This is a genomic window from Nostoc sp. (assembly GCF_036919575.1).
Classification (GTDB): domain Bacteria; phylum Cyanobacteriota; class Cyanobacteriia; order Cyanobacteriales; family Nostocaceae; genus Nostoc.
Map to the genome: position 1 here is coordinate 23,333 of NZ_JBALBY010000127.1, position 21,030 is coordinate 44,362.

Annotated in this window: 16 protein-coding genes, 1 tRNA gene, 1 pseudogene and 2 CRISPR repeat arrays; of the genes and pseudogenes, 7 read left to right on the plus strand and 11 right to left on the minus strand. The window is 43.7% G+C overall.

Annotated features, from left to right (window positions below):
* The first annotated feature begins 30 nt into the window (after positions 1 to 30).
* Positions 31 to 945 (plus strand): COX15/CtaA family protein, encoded by a 915-nt coding sequence (locus V7K27_RS33775; protein ID WP_334953100.1) that lies wholly within the window; start codon positions 31 to 33, stop codon positions 943 to 945.
* Positions 946 to 1,266: 321 nt separating this feature from the next.
* The gene (locus tag V7K27_RS33780; RefSeq protein ID WP_334953101.1) at positions 1,267 to 2,223 is read left to right on the plus strand and encodes a heme o synthase; all 957 of its coding nucleotides are present in this window, start codon (positions 1,267 to 1,269) and stop codon (positions 2,221 to 2,223) included.
* Between the two features lie 567 nt (positions 2,224 to 2,790).
* Here V7K27_RS33780 and V7K27_RS33785 read toward each other — a convergent pair.
* On the minus strand, positions 2,791 to 4,470 hold the full coding sequence (locus V7K27_RS33785; protein WP_334953103.1) for a Na/Pi cotransporter family protein: 1,680 nt from the start codon (positions 4,468 to 4,470) through the stop codon (positions 2,791 to 2,793).
* A gap of 363 nt (positions 4,471 to 4,833) precedes the next feature.
* On the opposite strand from V7K27_RS33785, the pseudogene V7K27_RS33790 reads away from it, so the two are divergent.
* Positions 4,834 to 5,277 (plus strand): annotated as a pseudogene (locus V7K27_RS33790) (UbiA family prenyltransferase); the annotation flags it as partial.
* On the opposite strand, the gene V7K27_RS33795 reads toward V7K27_RS33790, so the two are convergent.
* The 4 genes from V7K27_RS33795 to V7K27_RS33810 all read right to left on the minus strand — a co-directional run bounded on the left by V7K27_RS33795 (position 5,274) and on the right by V7K27_RS33810 (position 6,569).
* Positions 5,274 to 5,549, minus strand: coding sequence for a type II toxin-antitoxin system HicA family toxin (locus V7K27_RS33795; protein WP_334953105.1), 276 nt, complete (start codon positions 5,547 to 5,549; stop codon positions 5,274 to 5,276). The pseudogene V7K27_RS33790 and the gene V7K27_RS33795 overlap by 4 nt on opposite strands.
* Entirely contained in the window at positions 5,546 to 5,749 is a 204-nt protein-coding gene (locus tag V7K27_RS33800; RefSeq protein WP_334953107.1) for a type II toxin-antitoxin system HicB family antitoxin, read from the minus strand. The genes V7K27_RS33795 and V7K27_RS33800 overlap by 4 nt, the downstream gene beginning before the upstream one ends.
* A gap of 339 nt (positions 5,750 to 6,088) precedes the next feature.
* The gene (locus V7K27_RS33805) at positions 6,089 to 6,214 is read right to left on the minus strand and encodes a hypothetical protein (protein WP_334953108.1); all 126 of its coding nucleotides are present in this window, start codon (positions 6,212 to 6,214) and stop codon (positions 6,089 to 6,091) included.
* A 217-nt stretch (positions 6,215 to 6,431) separates the two neighbouring features.
* The gene (locus tag V7K27_RS33810; protein WP_334886206.1) at positions 6,432 to 6,569 is read right to left on the minus strand and encodes a GUN4 domain-containing protein; all 138 of its coding nucleotides are present in this window, start codon (positions 6,567 to 6,569) and stop codon (positions 6,432 to 6,434) included.
* Between V7K27_RS33810 and V7K27_RS33815 the strand changes: the two genes are divergently transcribed.
* A complete protein-coding gene (locus V7K27_RS33815; protein WP_334953109.1) occupies positions 6,537 to 6,776 on the plus strand; it encodes a type II toxin-antitoxin system HicB family antitoxin in 240 nt (79 codons plus the stop codon). The genes V7K27_RS33810 and V7K27_RS33815 overlap by 33 nt on opposite strands.
* Before the next feature lie 155 nt (positions 6,777 to 6,931).
* Here the strand turns inward: V7K27_RS33815 and V7K27_RS33820 are convergent, their stop codons facing one another.
* From V7K27_RS33820 to V7K27_RS33830, 3 genes are all read right to left on the minus strand, one after another.
* The gene (locus V7K27_RS33820) at positions 6,932 to 7,243 is read right to left on the minus strand and encodes a hypothetical protein (protein ID WP_334953111.1); all 312 of its coding nucleotides are present in this window, start codon (positions 7,241 to 7,243) and stop codon (positions 6,932 to 6,934) included.
* A 452-nt stretch (positions 7,244 to 7,695) separates the two neighbouring features.
* Positions 7,696 to 8,177: direct repeats of the CRISPR family, unit length 36 nt; unit sequence GTTTCCATCCCCGTGAGGGGAAGTGATTGAAGAAAC.
* Between the two features lie 369 nt (positions 8,178 to 8,546).
* On the minus strand, positions 8,547 to 9,947 hold the full coding sequence (locus tag V7K27_RS33825; protein WP_334953112.1) for an esterase-like activity of phytase family protein: 1,401 nt from the start codon (positions 9,945 to 9,947) through the stop codon (positions 8,547 to 8,549).
* A 303-nt stretch (positions 9,948 to 10,250) separates the two neighbouring features.
* Positions 10,251 to 11,259: a CRISPR direct-repeat array (repeat unit 30 nt; unit sequence TGTTTCCATCCCCGTGAGGGGAAAGTGATT).
* A 313-nt stretch (positions 11,260 to 11,572) separates the two neighbouring features.
* On the minus strand, positions 11,573 to 11,821 hold the full coding sequence (locus V7K27_RS33830; protein ID WP_292790237.1) for a Ycf34 family protein: 249 nt from the start codon (positions 11,819 to 11,821) through the stop codon (positions 11,573 to 11,575).
* A gap of 86 nt (positions 11,822 to 11,907) precedes the next feature.
* Here V7K27_RS33830 and V7K27_RS33835 point away from each other — a divergent pair, with 86 nt between their 5' ends.
* Both V7K27_RS33835 and V7K27_RS33840 read left to right on the plus strand, forming a co-directional pair.
* Positions 11,908 to 13,248 carry a CCA tRNA nucleotidyltransferase gene (locus V7K27_RS33835; protein WP_334953113.1) on the plus strand — a complete coding sequence of 447 codons (1,341 nt, stop codon included), beginning with the start codon at positions 11,908 to 11,910 and terminating at the stop codon, positions 13,246 to 13,248.
* Between the two features lie 486 nt (positions 13,249 to 13,734).
* Positions 13,735 to 14,217, plus strand: a complete 483-nt coding sequence (locus V7K27_RS33840; protein ID WP_334953114.1) for a tetratricopeptide repeat protein — start codon at positions 13,735 to 13,737, stop codon at positions 14,215 to 14,217.
* 915 nt (positions 14,218 to 15,132) lie between these two features.
* Here the strand turns inward: V7K27_RS33840 and V7K27_RS33845 are convergent.
* The 3 genes from V7K27_RS33845 to pdhA form a co-directional block, all read right to left on the minus strand.
* A tRNA-Lys gene (locus tag V7K27_RS33845) sits at positions 15,133 to 15,204 on the minus strand.
* A gap of 61 nt (positions 15,205 to 15,265) precedes the next feature.
* The gene (locus tag V7K27_RS33850; RefSeq protein WP_334953115.1) at positions 15,266 to 16,135 is read right to left on the minus strand and encodes an aldose epimerase family protein; all 870 of its coding nucleotides are present in this window, start codon (positions 16,133 to 16,135) and stop codon (positions 15,266 to 15,268) included.
* Between the two features lie 594 nt (positions 16,136 to 16,729).
* The gene (gene pdhA / locus V7K27_RS33855) at positions 16,730 to 17,764 is read right to left on the minus strand and encodes a pyruvate dehydrogenase (acetyl-transferring) E1 component subunit alpha (RefSeq protein ID WP_334953116.1); all 1,035 of its coding nucleotides are present in this window, start codon (positions 17,762 to 17,764) and stop codon (positions 16,730 to 16,732) included.
* A 766-nt stretch (positions 17,765 to 18,530) separates the two neighbouring features.
* On the opposite strand from pdhA, the gene V7K27_RS33860 reads away from it, so the two are divergent.
* The gene (locus V7K27_RS33860; protein ID WP_334953117.1) at positions 18,531 to 20,834 is read left to right on the plus strand and encodes an IMS domain-containing protein; all 2,304 of its coding nucleotides are present in this window, start codon (positions 18,531 to 18,533) and stop codon (positions 20,832 to 20,834) included.
* Positions 20,835 to 21,030 lie beyond the last annotated feature (196 nt).

Below are 21,030 nucleotides of genomic sequence, written 5' to 3' on the forward strand. Positions count from 1 at the left end.
TCCACCAAGAGCGGGCAGAAGGTATGGTTCATGAGCGAATTTGTCCTCCAACAACAAAATGAAGCGGCACTTCAGCAGCAAAAGCCCAAGGAAATGATTCGGCGCTTGGTGTGGAAAATCTGCATAGCCACCTTAATTTTGATGGCAATAGGCAGTGCCACCCGCGTGATGAATGCTGGACTTGCTTGCCCAGACTGGCCTTTATGTTATGGCGAACTGGTGCCAGCCAAGCAAATGAATCTCCAAGTGTTCTTGGAATGGTTTCACAGATTGGATGCAGCTTTAATTGGTGTAAGCGCGATCGCACTTTTCGGTTTGTCCTGGTGGCATCGTCGTTTCTTACCCTCTTGGCTACCTTGGGCATCCACATTCGCCCTGTTTTTAATCGTTTTTCAAGGTATCTTGGGGGGACTCACCGTTACCGAACTGTTGCGGTTTGATATTGTTACCGCCCACTTGGGGACGGCACTGTTGTTTTTTACCACCCTCCTGATTATCGGCACCGCACTCACACCCTATCAGGGGAATGGAACCGTTGGTAAGTTGCCTTGGGTCGGTTTAACTGCGGCTGTTCTGGTTTACCTGCAAAGTCTACTAGGTGCTTTGGTCGGCTCTCGCTGGGCATTACACCAATGCCTCGGCGGTTCTCAACTTTGTACTGTAATGTACAGTCATATTGCTGGTTTGGTGCCGCCAACAGTGGCAACCTTGGCAATGGTATTTATGTGTTGGCGGACACCAGCACTACATCCAGCTTTGCGGCGACTGGCAAATATGGCTGGTGGGTTGTTGATCTTACAAATCTTCTTGGGAGTCGCCACTTTCAAATTACATCTCCAAGTCGAGCCTCTCACCGTCTCTCACCAAGCTATAGGAGCTACTTTGCTGGGTACTTTGGTGGCTTTCACAGTTCTTGGACTGCGTGACTCAGTTAGTGCTGAGTAGGGAGTGGGGAGTGGGGAGTGGGGAGTAGGGAGATGGAGGAGATGGGGGAGATGAGGGAGTGGGGGAAGAATTCCTAACTTATAACTCATAACTCCTAACTTATAACTCCTAACTCATAACTCCTAACTCCTAACTCATAACTCATAACTCCTAACTCATAACTCATAACTCATAACTCATAACTGAGTACTGATGATGGCCGCAACGGCGAGTATTGCGACCCACGCAGGTGCAGAAAATCTGTGTTTTCGTTTGCCTGAAAGAGCCAGCTTGAGCGGGGGCTGCATATAAGTTGTTGAAAAATAAGGAACCAGAGCCAAAATGATTGAGACTAATGTCTCTCGCCACCACGAAACATTTTTACAGGTAATTCAAAGTTACTACCAGCTAACGAAGCCTCGGATTATTCCGTTGCTTTTGATTACTACGGCTGGGAGTATGTGGATTGCTGCTAAGGGAGAAGTAGACCCATTGCTGTTGCTAGTAACTCTCACTGGTGGCACCTTGGCTGCTGCAAGCGCCCAGACGATTAACTGTGTCTATGACCGGGATATTGATTATGACATGGAGCGGACGCGCCATCGTCCGATGCCTTCCGGTAAGGTGCAGCCGCGCGATGCTCTGATTTTTGCGATCGCACTGGCAACGATTTCCTTTACACTCCTAGCAGTATTTGCCAACCTGTTAGCCGCCCTATTAGCCTTTTCTGGCATCGTCTTTTATATTTTGGTCTACACCCACTGGCTAAAACGCCACACCACCCAGAATATTGTTGTTGGTGGGGCGGCTGGGGCAATTCCGGCTTTAGTGGGTTGGGCTGCTGTCACAGGTACATTAAGCTGGTCAGCGTGGTTAATTTTTGCCATCGTCTTTTTGTGGACACCGCCCCATTTCTGGGCTTTAGCTCTAATGATTCGGGACGATTACGCAAAGGTTGGGATACCAATGCTACCTGTAGTTGAAGGTGACACAGCAACAGTGAAGCAGATTTGGTACTATACTCTGCTTACTGTAGTTGCAACCGGGTTATTAGTTTATCCCTTGGGCGCGAGTGGAATTCTTTATGCTGCGATCGCCCTAATTCTGGGAGGATTATTTATCCACAAATCTTGGCGGTTGTTGCAAAATCCAGAGGATCGCACTGTCGCTAAAGAGTTGTTTCTCTATTCCATCTCCTACATGATGCTGTTGTGTCTGGGGATGGTAGTTGATAGTCTTCCTATCACCCATAATCTAATTAGTGCAGTGATTAATCAGCTGTATCTAATAATCGGCTAATTCTTAGCTAGGGATTTAAGCCAAAAGAAATCGGGTTTGGGAAAAATCCGGTTTCTCAAAGGCGCGTAGGCGATCGCTCCTTCTTCGGCTCAAACCTGTCAACAAGTTACAACTCTTCCTGATTGATTCTGAATGCAGAATCCAGAATTCAGAATTCAGAATCAATACTTCGGCAGAGCTACGTAACCATCAGTCGGGGATTGGGACTCGCACTTCGACCCAACTCTTGGAGAGGCTACGCGTAGCAAGATCCCGTTCGCCCCTGGCGTCCCGTAGGGAAGGGTACGACGCAGGCTCAGGGCAGGTGTTATCCTGAGCCTGCCGAAGGGCAAGCTCTGTTAGCACCACTGATTGAATACCACCAAATCGTAGATTTGGTGGGGGTCTTAAATAATTCGTAATTCGTAATTCGTAATTCGTAATTAAGTTTTGTGACGGGGATTTAGCGAGAAACGCGGTCTTGGGGCTTTGCCCCAAGAGGAGCGATTTCTCAAGACAGACCCCGACCCAAAACTTGCGCGATTTTGAACCGGGGGATTTAAACCCACGGTACTCGGTTAAAACCGTCTATTTATCCGCCAGTCGTACAAAATTCATTCTGAATTCTGACTCCTGACTCCTGAATTCTGTTTCGATAACACGAGCAATACTACAGGTATGGGAGAGAATACGACTTATCGCATTAACCATCTCCAAATGAATGGAACTGGCATTAAGACTCACAGAATTTCCTGAACTCAGATGCTGGTGATGCCGTAGATAAATTTCCCGTTTAATTTCGTTGAGCGACTGGCGTTGGGACAAGACTGCATCTGCGATAGTTGCGTCTTGTGCAGCCAGCCCTGTCAGTGTTTGTTGCAGCAGTGCCAGCACATCGCCGTGGTAAGCAACAATGTCGTTCCACTCTTGCGGAGAAAAAGTAATTTGCTTGCGTCGTTTGCGTCTAGCTAATCGCATGATTTGTCGATCGATGATGTCGCCAATTGCCTCTAACTCCGTACTGATATGAAGCAATGTCAACTCCCGTTGCCACTGTTCCTCCGTCAGCAATTCATCATTGAGTTGAATTAGGTAATGCTTGATGGCAGTTTCCAGATCGTCAAGCTGGTTATCGAGTGCCCCAATTTGTTTAGGCAAATCTTTCGTCCCGTCTTCAAACGCCTGAATACTAAGCTGTAGCATCTCTGTTGCGAAATCTGCCATCCGCAGAATTTCGCGCATTGCTTGACCGAGTGCGACGGCAGGTAATGTCAATGCATTGGGATCAAGATAGCGCACACTCAGTTTCTTTTCGGCTTCAGGTTCTGGTAGCAGTCTAGTAGCGAAGTCTGCAAGTGAATTTGCTAGTGGGACAAAAACGATCGCCAAAATCAAGTTGAATCCCAGGTGTGCCAATGCTACTTGTGTTGATGGATTGGGTAGCAGACGAGTCAATAACACCGCTAAGGGATTTAACAATGCCAACGCCAATGCTACCCCAGCCAGCCTGGTGCCAACATAGATGAATCCTAGTCGGCGTGCGATGATGCTGCCTCGGTTCAATGCAGTGAGTAACGGCATCAGTGTTGTACCGATATTTGCACCCAGTGTTACTGCCAGAGCAGCTTCCAGTGGGAGGGCGTGTGCCCCAGCCAGTACCATTACGATTCCAATCGCCGCGATGCTGGAGACAAACACAGCTGCCAGCAGCATCCCTAGTAGTATCAACACCAGAGGAGATTGGGAAAGTACCTTCATAATCTCATTCGTAATGGAACTATCGGCAATAGAGCCACTACTGGCGTCAATCATCGCCAAACCCTGCAACACCAATCCAAAACTGAATACGCCACGCCCAAGATCCCGCAGAGCCTTGCGTCGGGTCAACAAAGCAAACGCTGCCGCTAAACCCAGGAACTCTTGTGCATAGTCAGTGATGTGGAAAGCCAGTAATTGTACTACCAATGTAGAACCAACGGCAGATCCCTGTAGGATGATCGTTGCTGTTGCTAATGGCACCAACTGGGCGCTGACTAGTCCCACGATCACCGAGGCAGTTGCTGTGGAGCTTTGGGTTAGCATCGTTACGATCATACCTGACACAAAAGCTGCTATTGGTCGCTTCGCCAGCCTCATCATGGCAAGCCGCAAACGTGAACCCAAGACCCGCTCCATTGCATCGGTAACTTGTTTCACACCATAGAGAAGCAGTGTGGAACCCCCAATTAACAGAATCAGGATTTGTGTAGGGTCGTGAGTCTTGAGCATCAGCACACTTACCTTTCCAAGGTTTAAAAAGAGACTATAAGTAAATCAACTAACCGTATTTTAATAGTAATTTCAGAAAAATTAAAAGAAGATTAAATGAACATGGTACGGTGTATTAAATAATTCGTAATTCGTAATTCGTAATAGAGCCTCCGGCACGCACTCGCGTTCGTAATTAATTTTTGCAACGGGGATTTAGCGAGAAACGCGGTCTTGGGCTTTGCCCAAGTGGAGCGATTTCTCAAGACAGCGCTGCATTGCGGTCTTGGGGTCTAAGAGCTTGTGCAACGCAAGCAAGACAGAACAAGACTTACATACTTGCGTGATTTTTGAACCGGGGGACTTAAACCGACAAGTCGGAAAACATTAAGCTGGTCAGCATGGTTAATTTTTGCCATCGTCTTTTTGTGGACACCGCCCCATTTCTGGGCTTTAGCTCTAATGATTCGGGACGATTACGCAAAGGTTGGGATACCAATGCTACCTGTAGTTGAAGGTGACACAGCAACAGTGAAGCAGATTTGGTACTATACCCTGCTTACGGTAGTTGCAACCGGGTTATTAGTTTATCCCTTGGGCGCGAGTGGAATTCTTTATGCTGCGATCGCCCTAATTCTGGGAGGATTATTTATCTACAAATCTTGGCGGTTGTTGCAAAATCCAGAGGATTGCACTGTCGCTAAAGAGTTGTTTCTCTATTCCATTTCCTACATGATGCTGTTGTGTCTGGGGATGGTAGTAGATAGTCTTCCTGTCACCCATAATCTAATTAGTGCAGTGATTAATCAGCTGCATTTTATTGGTTAGGGGATGCAAAATTTAGCGATCGCGTTGGGAAAAGGGCGCGATCGCATTTTAAGATTTCCATTCAGATTCAGGAATTTTCGCCCCTTGGAAGATACTCCGTAATGTACTGATAGGTAAAGTGCGCCTCGATGTTCAGGGACAATTACTTGTAGTCCCAGGTCTTCACTTCTCCATTTGCGGTGGCTACCTTTTTGAGAAATCAATTGAAATCCATATTGTTTCAGGATAGTTTCAACTTCTCTAGATGTCATGCGCCGGATACGCTCGCTCATGAGACAATAATCTCTCGTGCGATCGCACCAGGGGCTAACTCAAGTGATTCCGGCTGTAAATACAATTGAATTGCTTCTTTAATATTTTCCAAGGCTTCTTCTTCAGTTTCTCCTGCTGAAGTACAGCCAGGTAGCTCTGGACACCATACAGCCCAATCGCCTGTTTCTGGATCTGATTCAAGAATCACGCGCCATTTCATAGCTATTCCTCTGATATCTAATTATTGTAAATTGGGAACAGAGATGTCTACGACGGGCTATTCGGCGTCGCATCTCTAAAATTTAAAATCCAAAACTGAAAATTTTTAATACCTTATTATTTAAGTAAGATTCTTCGGGGACGATTTTCTTCATTAGGAAAATGGCAGTGAACCGCATCAAGAACCATTTCCCGGAGTGTTTCTATATCGTCAGCCTGAGAGGTTGTTTGAAAAGTGGTTAGCTGTGATTTTCAGCACCTCTTGATCCCCCCTAGCCCCCCTTAAAAAGGGGGGGAAACTTCTTAAAGTCCCCCAATTTATCGGGGGATTTAGGGGGATCTAAAACTTTTGATACCGACAAGAGGACTTTTCAAACATCCTCTGAGTAAAAATTGACTCGGTTAGAGCTACTGCTGTATAACCACCATCTGGATCATCTTCAACGATAAATACAATTTCAGTCATAGCGAATCTTTTCTTAACTACTAAATTTTACAATTTACAAGACCTGACAAGAGAGAAAAAATCCCCCAAGCGCCAGAATAACTAAAGATCAACTTCTTCGCTCTCCACCCCAGAAAGTGGGAAATGCTCCTTGTGGGGCATTTATACTAAATAGTAGTTCAGAGTATTCTTTCCAGTGATTGTTCATACGTCAACCGATGCGATCGCCTACTTTAATTCAATCACAGCCTAATTTTAACCAAATTTGTCTTTGGACACTAAAGCCAAAACGCCCGTTGCTATACTTTAGCCAAAGTTCATTAATCTTGCTGATGTCTTGGCAATGTTGACAAATTACATTCGTACAGCAATGCACAAAGCAACTTATGAGTTGCTTGAGGATGGGACTTTCTATGGCGAAATTCCAGAGTGTCAAGGAGTGTGGGCAAATGCTGCAACACTAGAAGCTTGCCGCGAAGATTTGCAAGATACTCTTGAAGGATGGATTATTTTAGGATTGCGTTTGGGTCATACTCTACCGATCCTCGATGGTGTTGACCTGAATTTCACGCTTACTAAATAGAATATTCCGTCAAGCTAATATAAGCAGAGATGAATGGGAGGCGTTATAAATTATATGCCCGAACGTTCATGAGACAATAATATTTAGACGCGTTAGCCCTGGAGACAAGGGAGGGTAAAAGGATTTTTCAAATACTCTTAATTTATACTCTAGCGTTACAATCGACTTCTTAAAATATCTACGAGTGCCCCTCTTTTTTCCGATTTAATTCTAATTAGGTTTTCACATTCGTTCATTTTATCTTGTATATTTTCCATTCTTATTGATAAATCACGACTAATATCTAATCCCTCTTCTTTATGTTCTTGTATCATTTTAGAACACCAGTCTCTCGTTTCTTCTAATTTTTTATATTTTTCAGTTAACAATGGATATACTTTATCTATTTCTTCAATTTCAAATTTAATTCGGTCTACAGACCAATTATCTCTTTTTTTATAATCGACTGGATCAGTAAAACTAGGCATATTTATTAACTACTATTGTAACTTATTCATCTGAAATTAGCTTTTATTAATATTTAAAGTCATCAGTACTTTTACGGTTTTAATAATTCAGCATTGCAATAGCCAATGTTGAATGTCTCACGCTTGAACTCGTTATTGTGCGATCGCAATAGACCCCAATGAAAAAAACCGAAGAATTCAAACGTTTGTGTGGTGTGCTGCCGGAAACTTTTACTCAAATGGCAGAGGCAGTGCGATCGCCAGAACAAAGCAACGATGCGCTAAAAGCGATATAGACAGCTATACCAGCAACTGCTATTGAGCAAGCGATCGCAACAAGCAAACACCCCACACCCTCTGACTTTTCCACATACCGTGAAAAGTCAGTTCAATATATAAGCCTACAATGCAACCCGTTTTGGCACGGTGATGCCCTTTAGGAATTAATCATGCCCCAAGAGAAGAAGATCAAGGTTTCCATCCCCGTGAGGGGAAGTGATTGAAGAAACTTTGAAGAATTAAAACTTGAGGAACTTGCAAATTAAGACTAGTTTCCATCCCCGTCAGGGGAAATGATTGAAGAAACAAAATATACATTCAACTTTAGTGAAATGATTAATGGGTTTCCATCCCCGTGAGGGGAAGTGATTGAAGAAACAGAAACATTACAAGGCGTAGCGAGTCGTGTCAAGTTGTTTCCATCCCCGTGAGGGGAAGTGATTGAAGAAACAAGAGAATGAGCGATCGCTTAAATTCTGGGAAACTGTAGAGTTTCCATCCCCGTGAGGGGAAGTGATTGAAGAAACTTTACTAAGATAACCTTTCCTACAGAGAGTTTAATGTTTCCATCCCCGTGAGGGGAAGTGATTGAAGAAACTTTAGATATTAAAAATGACGAGCAAAGATTAGAAGTTAAAACGTTTCCATCCCCGTGAGGGGAAGTGATTGAAGAAACCCCACCCTTCTAGAACCCTTACTGTAACTGCTCTTCAAGGGTCGTTTTCGAGGGGGTCTAATTTTTTGTCAATAAGCCTTAGTTATTGACAAAAAGGCAACTGTACATTCCCTCAAACGCTTACACAGCAGCTTGTCGAGGGGGTCAACGAAAGAATAAGGGTTTGAGCGATCGCTACACCCCCTCGAAAAAATTAAGTGTGCAAAGTCAAAATAAATACTTTTGCTTTCACTAGGAAACTTGGTATTGAATTGTCAAGGTTCTGTTATTAATGGGCATGAGCATAACATATTACTATTGACTTGTCAAGTCGGCACTAATTCACCAGGACGCAACTTCTACCATTCTCTTTCCCGGAACCCTGGATATTCATCCCCCTCCTTTAATTTTCTGGGGTACGAAGCCTGGGAGGTCGGTGGTGTCAATTGCAAAGACGAAAAACTTGTTTGGGTTGTCGATGCCTGCTGGATGGTAAGTGTCGGGCGCGATGGTACCAATGAAGTCATTATCGTTGGTGATAAAAAGCGTATGCTTGATCACGCGATTGATAACCACATCTGGCCCGAAAGCCAAACCTTCAAGCTTGGCAGGGATGTCCTCTGTTTTAATCCCATTCTTAGTCAGCGTAGCTACTACATCGAGGAACAGGGTTTTGCTAACTGCCTTACCAGCAAGGTTCTTTTCCCCGGTGATATTGCTTACTTCTTGAGCATTAGTCAGATCGATACGGTATATCTTCTTAAAGGCAGCTTGAGAGCCGTCGCCCAACCCCTTGCCATCTCGTTCGTCTACTAGGAATTGGCGATCGCTGATGGCCAAAATCTCACTTACTGCAAGGTATTTGGGTTTAGCTGCGGTGCCGATATTATCTAGCTTATACGCGTATTCCTGGGTGGCACCTGTTGCAATGTCGATTTTAACAATTCTCGTATAAGCGCCATTAGTACCACCGTCCTGAAGCAACGGACTCTGCATGATGCCGACTAGAGTCTTGCCATTAGGGGTAATCGCCAGACCTTCCATACCCTTGTTCGCAACACGTCCAGATGTGTTACTGCTAATCTCTGTATCACCAACAGGATTTAGCTTTTTGACTGCGAACTTGCTGTCGAGCGTAAAGACCTTAATGCGCTTACCTGTCTCGCGGTTGAATTGGTACACATAGGGGCCATATTCATCAGAGATAAAGATGGACTCACCATCATTGGATACACGCACGCCTTCAGGATCGAAGCGGGCATCATTGGGATAGGTCGATATCTGGGTGGGGTCGAAGTTGTCTGAGCGTCCAGTGAAATAGTAGGTATTCTTGGCATTCAGCGCCGGGACACCGCTAGGCACTCCCAGTCCCACCCCAGTACCGTAGTAGAGAGGTTTCTTGCTCGATAGCAGGGTTGTATCAATTAGAGAAGGAGTAAGAGTAAAAGGCAACGCTGAACCAAGGCGGCTTGGTACGAGTTTCAGACTGATGGTTTGGAAGCGGTTGATATAGGATGTTGTCTCATCCACAGCGCTATTGTATGGCTTGGCATTCGGTCCCCGATCTGGGATGGCGATGAAGGTGTTACGGCCAGCGTAGGCTAATCCTGACCCAAAACCACCGAGGAGGTTTCCCGGAACACCGCTTTCGAGCGGAGCGGAGGTTTTTTTGGAGAGATCGCTGATGTTACCACTCAGGCTCCCAATTGCGACCAGCTTAACCTCTGCGTTGGCGGCAGGAGCAACAAAAAATGACGCTAATAAGAACAGAATGAGATTTGTCTTAAGCATATCAGTATTCCTACTAGGGTACAATATTTACTGAGAGATATTGTATTTTTTTTACTTCCTCATTATCTATACCTAATGATTAAGCTATTTTTAAGTAAAGATTAATTAAAAGTTAATGCAGGAATGGCTGATTCAGGTGGGGCTGTGGACGGGGTAGAAGAAGGCAAACGAGAGTACGAAATGTAGGGGCAATTCATGAATTGCCCCTACAGTAAATTAAGTTATAGTTTCCATCCCCGTGAGGGGAAGTGATTGAAAAACAAGCTGAAGATGGATTCTGGCACAAGCACTCTGCTTACTATAAGTTTCCATCCCCGTGAGGGGTAAGTGATTGAAAAACTAGATACAGAAGGTAATACAGAAAAGCCTATATCGGTAAAGTTTCCATGCCCGTGAGGGGAAAGTGATTAGAAAACTATCAATGGTGCGATCGCTCCTAAGTTTTCAGTAATGAAGTTCAAGTTTCCATCCCCGTGAGGGGAAAGTGATTGAGAAAAAAGTCAATAAGCTAGCTACGTCTAAGTCGCTTTCAATGTTTCCATCCCCGTGAGGGGAAAGTGATTGAGAAACAAACACATGAACATCTTTTTAACCCAAGCCAAGTCTGAAGTGTTTCCATCCCCGTGAGGGGAAAGTGATTACAAAACTCAACTGATGAAGATTGGGGGCATCCTAAAGATTACGATGTTTCCATCCCCGTGAGGGGAAAGTGATTAGAAAACTAGATAGTACTTCCTCTATAATGAGGCATTTAAGTATGTTTCCATCCCCGTGAGGGGAAAGTGATTAGAAAACCTGTTGGGGAAACCATTGCTAGAAATCATCCTTTAACGTTTCCATCCCCGTGAGGGGAAAGTGATTAGAAAACCATTAACTAAGGTACTGATTGCTCTATACCAAGAGGAGGCGTTTCCATCCCCGTGAGGGGAAAGTGATTAGAAAACTACCTTCCCTATGGGATTAATGAGTAGGGCTGATGAAGTTTCCATCCCCGTGAGGGGAAAGTGATTAGAAAACTACTTATATACATTCCGTATAAAATGGGTTGTGGTAAGTTTCCATCCCCGTGAGGGGAAAGTGATTAGAAACCATCTTTTGTAGGTTACTTAATGTTTAATAACATTATGGTTTCCATCCCCGTGAGGGGAAAGTGATTAGAAACCTTAGTCCCCACAGAAAATGGAGCAGACAATTTTGTAGATACAAGTTTCCATCCCCGTGAGGGGAAAGTGATTAGAAACCTCAGAGTATATTCAAGTCAATAGAAGCCCTGAGTATGACCAGTTTCCATTCCCGTGAGGGGAAAGTGATTAGAAACCCCCACCCTTCTAGAACCCTTACTGTGACTGCTTTTGAAAGGTCATTTTCGAGGGGGTCTAATTTACTTGTCAATAAGCCTAAATTATTGACAAAAATGTAATAGTACATCCGCTCAAACGCTTACACACCAGCTTGTCGAGGGGGTCAACGAAAGAATCAGGGTTTGAGCGATCGCTACACCCCCTCGCAAAACTTATGTGTGCAAAGTCAAAATAAATACTTTTGCTCTCACTAGGAAACTTGATATTGAATTGTCAAGGTTCTGTTATTAATGGGCATCCACATAACATATTACTGTTGATTTGTCAAGTCGGCACTAATTCACCAGGACGCAATTTCGACCACTTACCCGTTTCGCGCTTAAAGCTGAGACAACCAACAACATCCCATTCCATTTCAATTACATCCTCTTTAGTCCGAATGTTGACATTGATCGAAGGTTCATTCGGATCAAAATTTGGTGTTTCGGTCAAGTGAGGCTGTTGGTGCTGCCCTTCTACGGCATGATAGGTAAAACAGCTGTCTACATAGTGGCAGTTCACGCAAATACACATAATAGAACCAACTCCAGACGCCTTTATTGTTAATCTAGCTTAAGCCCAACTGTTATTCATGAGTTGCTGGGTTGATTTTTATTACAATGCACGAATCAGTTCTTTCTACCTTAGCTCCCGAAAATTGGCCTTTTAGCTTAGAATGGCTGCCACAACCCGCTTACATGGTAGGTGGCGCTGTCCGGGATGCTATCCTTGGCAGAACTCGTGAATATCTGGATTTAGATTTTGTTATACCATCTAAGGCAGTAAAGGTAGCAAGAGCGATCGCTCATCATTACAAAGCTGGTTTTGTGTTACTCGATGCCAAACGACAAATTGCTCGTGTGGTTTTTCCCCACGCTACAGCAGACTTTGCCCAACAAGAAGGAAATAGTTTAGAAGTTGACTTGCACAGACGAGATTTTACAGTAAATGCGATCGCCTATAATCCCCATACGCAAGAAATCATCGATCCTCTGCAAGGTTCTGTAGACTTACAACAGGGCATTTTGCGAATGGTATCACCATCTAACCTAGAAGATGATCCTTTGCGGTTAATGCGAGGTTATCGCCAAGCCGCCCAACTAGGTTTTACGATTGAACCAGCTACCCAAGCCGCAATTCGTTCTTTGGCATCACATATCAGCAAAGTTGCAGCCGAACGAGTTAGGGTAGAAATTGGTTATCTGCTGGCAAATTCTCAGGGTACTCCCTGGATTACAAGTGCTTGGGAAGATGGTTTAATTGCCCCTTTCTTCAAAAACGCCACCCGTGAAAGCTTGCTCAAACTAGCAGCAGTTGACAATGCAGCTGCCTTACTCACCCAAAATTGGCCACAATTAGGGACACAACTACAAGAGTATATCCGCGATCGCATCAAAACCACTTGGTTAGGTATTGCCAAACTTGCTTGTCTTGTCAACCCAAATCCAGAATTAGCAGAAATAGAGCTACAGGAACTAACTTATAGTCGTGCTGAAATCCGGGGTGTAACCACTGCTCTGAAACTCTTACCGCAGTTTCAAGTAGTCGATATGTCGTTGCGAGAACAATACTTTTTGTTCCATGACGCAGATATGGTGTTTCCTGCTGCGGCAGTGCTAGCTGTAGCACTTGATAATTTTGTAGAGGCGATGTCTGGTGACAAGCCACTACACACCGCAGTTGCTACAACACAGGAAACCAAAGCAAGGGGTTGCCAAGTCTTGGCACCTTTGATCAACCGCTACTTGAACCCTGATGATCTGGTCGCTCATCCCACTGCACTAGTGAGCGGGAAGGAGTTGATTATAGCATTAGATATTCCAGCTTCAGCAATCATCGGCCAACTGTTGACAGAAATTGGTGTAGCACAAGCTGAGGGGAAAGTTTCAACACCAACAGAGGCGATCGCATTTGCACGTCAGTTACTTAAGACCCGATCAATTTCTGGTGATGCTACCTGAGTTTATTTTGTGCCAAACATTGCCAGCAGTCAGGTTGGTTTGCTCCTGCAAACGTCGTTTTGCTTTGGCATAGTCATCAGTTTTTTGTGATGTTTTTATGTGAGCATCTCCGTTTGCAAATATACCAGATCATAAACAAGATTCTTGCTCCCTCTCCTTACTAAGGAGAGGGTTGGGGTGAGGTTTTATAAGGCTTTTTACACTCATTGAGATGCTCCCGTTTTTATGAGCTATTAGTCACTAGAGATCTGTCAACTACCGATGTCATTTTTTATTTTTAAAGTTTAGCATCCTCATGACCAACCATTTATGACTCTAGATATCGAGTGTGATATTAGTACTATTACTGAATAAAATAAATAACACAGGAAGTTCATCATAATTAGTAATTAATCGCCGCAAATTTAAAGATGACTTTAAAAATGATTTAATAGATATATTTTGTGAGAAAGTTAAAACAAAGGTATATTCACTGATCTCAACTTCATGGATTCTTTATCTATTAATTCCTTACTTGAAGAATTGAAAAACCCGGATGCCACAGTCCGCGAAAAGGCAACTAGAAAAATCTGGCGAATCTGGTTTCAGCAAAAGGGAATCTATGGGCTGGAAATAATTGATCGCAGTCAAAAGTTACTGGATGCAGGTGAAATTACTCAAGCCGAAACAGCGCTGACGGCACTAATCAAAGAACAGCCAGATTTTGCCGAAGCCTGGAATCGCCGTGCTTTTCTCTATTACAGTGTTGGTGATTATCAAAAATCTCTAACAGATTGTCAGATGGTTGTGCAGATAAATCCAATACATTTTGGGGCGCTTCATGGTATGGGCTTGTGTTATGCAGCACTAGGAGAGTATGGTGAAGCGATCCGAGCTTTTCAAGGCGCTCTAGAAATTCAGCCCTATTCACTAGTGAATCAAAAGTTGATTCTAGAATGTACATTTAGATTCAGCTACAACAGCAGATAAGCAATTAAAAATTCAGGCATTCAAAATTCAAAATGTTCGCCTAGCGTCTGTTACAAAAGAAATGCTATCGGGTAAGCATCCTGATAGTTGCCTAGATGCGAATTCAAGCAAAGACAGTTAAAAGAGGCAACTATACTGTCTTATGAATCCATTCTTATCAACAGCGATTTATCGCCTTAGTTGCCACAATTTTATTCAATACAGTTTTATCTGGATTGGTAGTAGCGTTATTGCTGCTTGTACTAACAGCAACCAACCGTCAAATAGGAGTTTTCGGTTGGATAACTTTACCTTTGGTAGAAGCTGGATAAGCTGTTGCGTATTTAATTTGTATATTGGACGCGGGCAAGATGCCCGCACTACAATATTTTTGGGTTTTCGTGTTATACAATTTAGCTGCACATCAACTTAGCATCAGCAGAACAAGATCGATTTTACCAGGCGATGTCTACGATGGTCACTGAGCGCGGCCGAAGTGCGGGCTGCGCCTAGGCCACGGGTATCTACAAAGACTACAATTTAGATATGACTCTCACAATGGGTGTTCCCCAGGTTCCCAGTGGTAGTTAATTGTTGATGGAGGCGCGGTAGATTTCTTCATAAAAGTCATCTAAACCTGCAATTAATTACTATTCTTTGGAAATTAGCGGAAATAGCGGTGCTATCAATGGGTAGGTCAAAGTGCAGCGTCTGGTAGAGTTGGGTCGAAGTAGCGCTCACGCCGAAGTCTTGCTCGCCCTAATTAGACAACTTGAATGCCCATTGGCTTACTAACGGTTGTTTACCCTTGCATTTGGGATTAGATTATGGGTAGCCTACGGAATTAGTGAAATTTTACCATCAAGAGGCGATCGCACTTCCCTTAATTAAAAAGATTAGCGATCGGCCTCTCATGTCATTTAATAAACTTCTAGATGGGTCGCCCGGGATTCGAACCCGGAACTAATCGGTTAAAAGCCGAGTACTCTACCGTTGAGTTAGCGACCCTTTCGTTGCATTTCGCAACTTTGCCATCATAGCATAAACATCTGTAGATTTGTAAAGAAGTTTAGAAAAAATCTGCCGTTAACTTGATAGATGCCGAATAGCTAGCTCCAGGCGCTAATACAGTCAGATTTTCACCAGTGTTCAGGGAGTTACGGGTAGCGCTCCAAGGCTCTAAACAGTAGAATTCTTTGCCCTTGACTGTCCAAAACACCAGCCAGGTAGAAAAATCATCATAGTCTAGGTGAAGCTTTAACTTGCGGCTGTTATCGATTACACCCGCAGATTGACTAGTTAGCTGTCCAAATGCAAAATCAATTTCATCTTGGCTAAAGTCAAAATTGCCGTTAGAGGAGTGAATTTCCTTAGTTCTATTGTCTTGATACTGCCCAGAGGGAATATTAACCTCTAACTGAGTTTTATCACCACACAGAAAATAGGGATGGAAACCAGCCGAAAATGGCATTGGTATGGATGACAAGTTTTTATACACCTGATGAACTTCTAAGCTATTACCTTGGAGTTCGTAGGTGAAAGCCAGTTGAAAATCAAAAGGATAAACTGCCTTTGTTTGCTCATTGCTATTGAGGACAACAGTCAGACTAGCTTTATCTTCAGTTTTTTGTTCTGTTGCTTCCCAAGGTAATTCACGGGCAAAACCGTGTTGTTTGAGAGTATACCTCTGACCGTTGTGAGTATAAATATTATCTGGTAGATTGCCACAAATAGGAAACAAAATCGGATTCCCACCTCTGACACTCAAATCAGGGTGAGTAAAGCGTTCAGTGTCCAGGTAGAAAATTTCTTGCCCTTGAATCCGCCAACGGGTGATGATACCACCGCGTTCGGGTACGACTTCCAGTTGAGAACTAGCGGCTTCGTCAGAAAGAATGTAGGTCTTGTACTGTTGCTGTTGAACTGCAATGGTAAACACAAATTTTAGTCCTGAGTTTAAAGATAGTTAGGAGTTAGGGACTGACAACAAATAAATTATCCAATCTTGTGGGGTGGGCTGAAAAGTCATTGGTGTCAACTTCAGGTGAAAGTTAGTCTAGAAGCAGCATTTAGAGATTGCCTCGTTCCCAGTCTCCGACTGGGAATGCATTCCGAGAGGCTCCGCCTCAAGACTTGCGGCAGAGCCGCAATTGAAGAGCATTTCCAGCAAGAGGCTGGAAACGAGGTTTTAAAAGGGTTTTGGCTTAAGTTTACACCAATGGCGAGACGCCTACCCCACAAGAAGTTGTTGAGTATTTTTTTATTTGGAAGTCCCTTAGCTTATATCTTGCATCAGGCGACTGCAAGTCGCGGCTACACGAGACTTTACCCACCTCCGTGGGTTAAAAACCTTTGATTTTCTCTTAGTCCACGGAGGTGGACTTCGTTTGTATAGCCAAGCCAGTGCGCTCTTGGGGGTTTCCCCCATGAGCAACTGGCGTGCGATTTCTAATCGCCTGGGCTAGGTGCAAGATGTGAGTTAGGAGTTGTGAGTTAGGAGTTATGAATTGTTAACTCCTAACTCCTAACTTTATTACTCGTCTTCTGCAAAAACAAAACGATATAACTCGCTGGGGTCTGGTTCGGGACTGTTTTCGGCGAATTTAACCGCCTCGTCGATTACACCTTGAATTTTACGATCAATTGCTTTGAGTTCTTCCTCATCCGCCAAATTTTGCTCCAGCAAATAAGCTGCAAACTTCTTAATTGGGTCACGAGCAAACCAAAATTCTTTCTCAGCTTTGCTTCGCATCTCATCTGGGTCTGCTAAGGAGTGACCCCGGAAGCGGTAAGTAAGTGCTTCAATTAATGTTGGGCCTTCACCTGCACGGGCACGGGCTACAGCTTCTTGGGCTACCGCTCGTACTGCTAGCACATCCATGCCATCTACTTCCACGCCCACCATGTTAAATACACTGGCTTTTTTATAAATCTCTGGCTGGGAAGTCGCTCGCTCGTGAGACATCCCAATGGCCCACTTATTATTTTCGACTACAAACAGAATTGGCAGTTTCCATAGGGCTGCCATATTTAGCGTCTCGAAAAACTGACCGTTGTTAGCTGCACCGTCGCCAAAAAAGCAAGCTGTCACTTGGTCAGCATTTTTATCTCCCAGGACTTCGCGGCGGTATTTGCTTTGAAAAGCCGCTCCAGCTGCCACAGGAATTCCCTCAGCCACAAAAGCATAGCCACCTAGCATGCGATGTTCAGCAGAAAAAATATGCATCGAACCACCGCGCCCTTTGCTGCAACCTGTGGCCTTGCCAAATAATTCTGCCATGACCTCGTTTGCTGGTACACCCGCACTCAGAGCATGAACGTGGTCGCGGTAGGTACTACAAACGTAATCTTCACCCGGTCGCATTGACTGCACAACACCACTGCAAACGGCTTCTTGACCGTTGTACAAATGGACAAAACCAAACATTTTGCCCCTGTAGTACATTTCAGCGCACTTGTCTTCAAACAAGCGCCCTAATACCATATCCTCATAAAACCGTAAGGCTTCTTCCTTAGTGATATGCGTAGTAGCAGGATTAAATGTGGGTAAAGTACGCTCTTGAACCATTATTTTTGAGTATCCGTGTTGTACAACTTAAAGTTACGGTCTTTAATAAATTGGTCTGATAACACCTCAGCTTTTAACAGGCTAGCGTTTGTGAGACTCAACAATCAAACTTTATTTATGCACCAAAAAAGGGTCTTAGGGAATAGCTGAATTTTTAATTTTTGATTTTTAACTTTTCAGCCCATGCCCCGCGAGGATTTGACTCTAACGGCAACATCTACCGTTTTGGGTTTTTTCTCTCACGATTCCCCTTCATAGACTAGCAATCAACATGGACTGCTTTCTGCATATCCATTAACAATTTAAAAAAAAGGACGCAAAAATCTCTATACCCAAATAGGTAATTGTAATTAAAGGTTAATTATGATAAGATTTTTTTCTCCCGTTATCAGGGTCAAACCCCCAATAGTGGTATTTTTGTTACCGCCTACTGGGAAAGTCCTGAAAAAATCAATCATCAATAGATTCTTGCAACCACAACATTTATGTCCTCACTAAAAGCTGTGGTTGTGGTTTGTGCTATCGAAGGCTGATAATAGTTGTGTTAAACAAAAATACTAAGAATTAAGACAAAAAGCTGGAGCTTTCTAGGCGAAAGCAAAAAATTAGTACTAGAATGTGACTCAAAATTTCGGAAAGGTACAAAACAAGTTGTTGCAATATACACTTATAGAGTAAATTCTACACTGCGTTCTTATGGCACGGTTTTACACGCCTGGAAAGCTCTAGGTAAATTATGTTGATCACGGTGCAGGGGAAGTAGGCTGTGCGAATTCCGCTAGATTACTACCGAATTTTAGGACTCCCGTTAGCGGCAAGTGATGAACAATTGCGACAGGCATACAGCGATCGCATTGTCCAATTGCCACGACGTGAGTATTCTCAGGCTGCAATTTCTTCTCGTAAACAACTCATAGAAGAAGCTTACGTGGTTTTATCAGATCCAAAACAACGCAGTACCTACGATCAGCTTTATCTTGCCCACGCTTATGACCCTGATAACCTTGCTGCTGCCGCAGTAGCACTGGAAAATCGCACCGAAAGCACCAAAAGGGGTACTGGTACCCAGAGTCTGGGCATCGAAATTACCCAAGACGAATTAGTTGGCGCTTTATTAATTTTGCAAGAGTTGGGGGAATACGAACTTGTACTAAAACTGGGTCGTCCCTACCTAGTAAATAAAAATAGTGCAAGTGCAAGAAAAGGCCATAATTTAGTAGACGAAGAAATAGACGAAAGTGCTGAACATCCAAATGTTGTTCTCACTGTAGCCCTTGCTTGTCTAGAATTAGGTCGTGAACAGTGGCAGCAAGGTCACTATGAAAATGCCGCCATATCCCTAGAAACTGGTCAAGAACTGCTAGCCCGCGAAGGGTTGTTCTCCAGTGTCCAGGCGGAAATTCAGGCGGATCTTTACAAATTGCGACCATATCGAATTTTGGAGTTGCTGGCACTACCTCAAGAGAAGACTTCCGAACGACGCCAAGGTTTGGAATTATTACAAAACCTCTTAGAAGATCGTGGTGGGATTGATGGCACGAACAATGATGACTCTGGTTTAAATATAGATGACTTTCTACGATTTATCCAGCAATTACGCAACCACTTAACGGTCACAGAGCAGCACAAGTTATTTGAAGCCCAAAGCAAACGTCCTTCTGCTGTTGCCACTTACTTAGCTGTTTATGCCTTGATAGCACGGGGATTTGCTCAACGGCAACCGGCTTTAATTCGTCAAGCAAGACAAATGCTCATGCGTCTGGGCAAGCGCCAAGATGTACATTTAGAACAGTCGCTATGTGCGTTACTCTTGGGACAAACCCAAGAAGCAACTCGTGTTTTAGAACTTAGTCAGGAGTACGAAGCTTTAGCTTTTATTCGGGAAAAATCTCAAGACTCTCCAGATTTGTTACCGGGGCTGTGTCTATATGCAGAACAGTGGTTGCAACACGAAGTATTTCCACATTTTCGAGATTTAGCAAACCAGCAAGCTTTCCTAAAAGATTACTTTGCTAACCAACAGGTGCAAGCTTATTTAGAAGCACTGCCAACGGATGCCGAAACAACTAATGAATGGGCTGTAATTAACCCCCAACATTTTCCTCAGCCGCAGACAAATAATCCTCGTTTCCACAACAATTCAACTAAGACTTCTGGACAATTTAATCACAGCAGAACACCTGATCTAGATTTGCCAGAAACACCAACAAAAGAAACACCCGAATATTCAAACTTGTTATCACCCATGTGGAATTCATCGGGGAGTGTAAAATCAGATGTTCCTACTGCCGAACGGATGAGCAGAGGCACTAATAACCATTTGAACGGTTCAGGAAAGACTGCTGCACCCGCTCATAACCAAAAGCGTCGGCGGAGAAAACCGACTCCATCTGCTAGCCGAGAGCGTGTACCAGATAATCGTCCTCATGCTCGTCGTCCCCGGCGGCGACGAACTTTTGCTAACACCATCGAAGGGAAAACACGGGTGGTTTGGAGGGTGTTTATTTCTTTGGTGAGTATATTAGTTTTCTGGGTGTTAGTTACAACAACTTTTGGATGGTTAAAAAATTTGTTTTTCCCTACACGAACTCCGCCCGTTTCACAGTTGTTTGTACAGATAAATCAACCACCAATATCTATTCCTCCTGATCCAAACAAGAAACCACAATCATCAGATAGTCCTTTAACAGATGCAACGGCAGAGGAAGTCATTCGGACTTGGCTATCTACCAAAGCCGCAGCTTTCGGGCCGAATCATCAGATTAATAATTTAGAGCAGATTTTAACTGGTTCAGCTTTGTCTCAATTGCGGCAAACTGCTCAACAGTATAGGTCAGACAATCTCTACCGCAAGTATGACCATAGCCTGAAGGTGGAATCTGTAGAGAAAATTGATTTATTTGCAGATCGTGCCGCAGTGGAAGCTACGGTTAAGGAAGGGTCGCAGTTATATGAAAATGGTCAGTTTCAAAACTCTTCTAACGATAATTTGCGAGTTCGGTATGATTTAATTCGACAAGGGGGTAAATGGCGCATCCAGAGTATATCTGTTGTTAATCAAATCAGATAAGTTTGGAAAGCCAACTTCAAAAAATCGTCGTCCGATCATGATGATTCTACGAAATTTTATGGGAATACTATAAATGGAAACCTAAATATTCCTCGGAGAGCATGATGGGCGTATTTAACAAAATTACGCATCACACTCGTAAAAATAAAGCTTGATATTACTTATACCAATTCTGTATGAAGATGCGCTAAAGCAT

Bases quoted from the DNA above. Each gene is read 5' to 3' on its own strand.
- V7K27_RS33775 (WP_334953100.1), top strand. From the start codon at position 31: ATGAGCGAATTTGTCCTCCAACAACAAAATGAAGCGGCACTTCAGCAG.
- V7K27_RS33780 (WP_334953101.1), top strand. From the start codon at position 1,267: ATGATTGAGACTAATGTCTCTCGCCACCACGAAACATTTTTACAGGTA.
- V7K27_RS33785 (WP_334953103.1), bottom strand. From the start codon at position 4,470: ATGCTCAAGACTCACGACCCTACACAAATCCTGATTCTGTTAATTGGG.
- V7K27_RS33795 (WP_334953105.1), bottom strand. From the start codon at position 5,549: ATGAGCGAGCGTATCCGGCGCATGACATCTAGAGAAGTTGAAACTATC.
- V7K27_RS33800 (WP_334953107.1), bottom strand. From the start codon at position 5,749: ATGAAATGGCGCGTGATTCTTGAATCAGATCCAGAAACAGGCGATTGG.
- V7K27_RS33805 (WP_334953108.1), bottom strand. From the start codon at position 6,214: ATGACTGAAATTGTATTTATCGTTGAAGATGATCCAGATGGTGGTTAT.
- V7K27_RS33815 (WP_334953109.1), top strand. From the start codon at position 6,537: ATGTTGACAAATTACATTCGTACAGCAATGCACAAAGCAACTTATGAG.
- V7K27_RS33820 (WP_334953111.1), bottom strand. From the start codon at position 7,243: ATGCCTAGTTTTACTGATCCAGTCGATTATAAAAAAAGAGATAATTGG.
- V7K27_RS33825 (WP_334953112.1), bottom strand. From the start codon at position 9,947: ATGCTTAAGACAAATCTCATTCTGTTCTTATTAGCGTCATTTTTTGTT.
- V7K27_RS33830 (WP_292790237.1), bottom strand. From the start codon at position 11,821: ATGTGTATTTGCGTGAACTGCCACTATGTAGACAGCTGTTTTACCTAT.
- V7K27_RS33835 (WP_334953113.1), top strand. From the start codon at position 11,908: ATGCACGAATCAGTTCTTTCTACCTTAGCTCCCGAAAATTGGCCTTTT.
- V7K27_RS33840 (WP_334953114.1), top strand. From the start codon at position 13,735: ATGGATTCTTTATCTATTAATTCCTTACTTGAAGAATTGAAAAACCCG.
- pdhA (WP_334953116.1), bottom strand. From the start codon at position 17,764: ATGGTTCAAGAGCGTACTTTACCCACATTTAATCCTGCTACTACGCAT.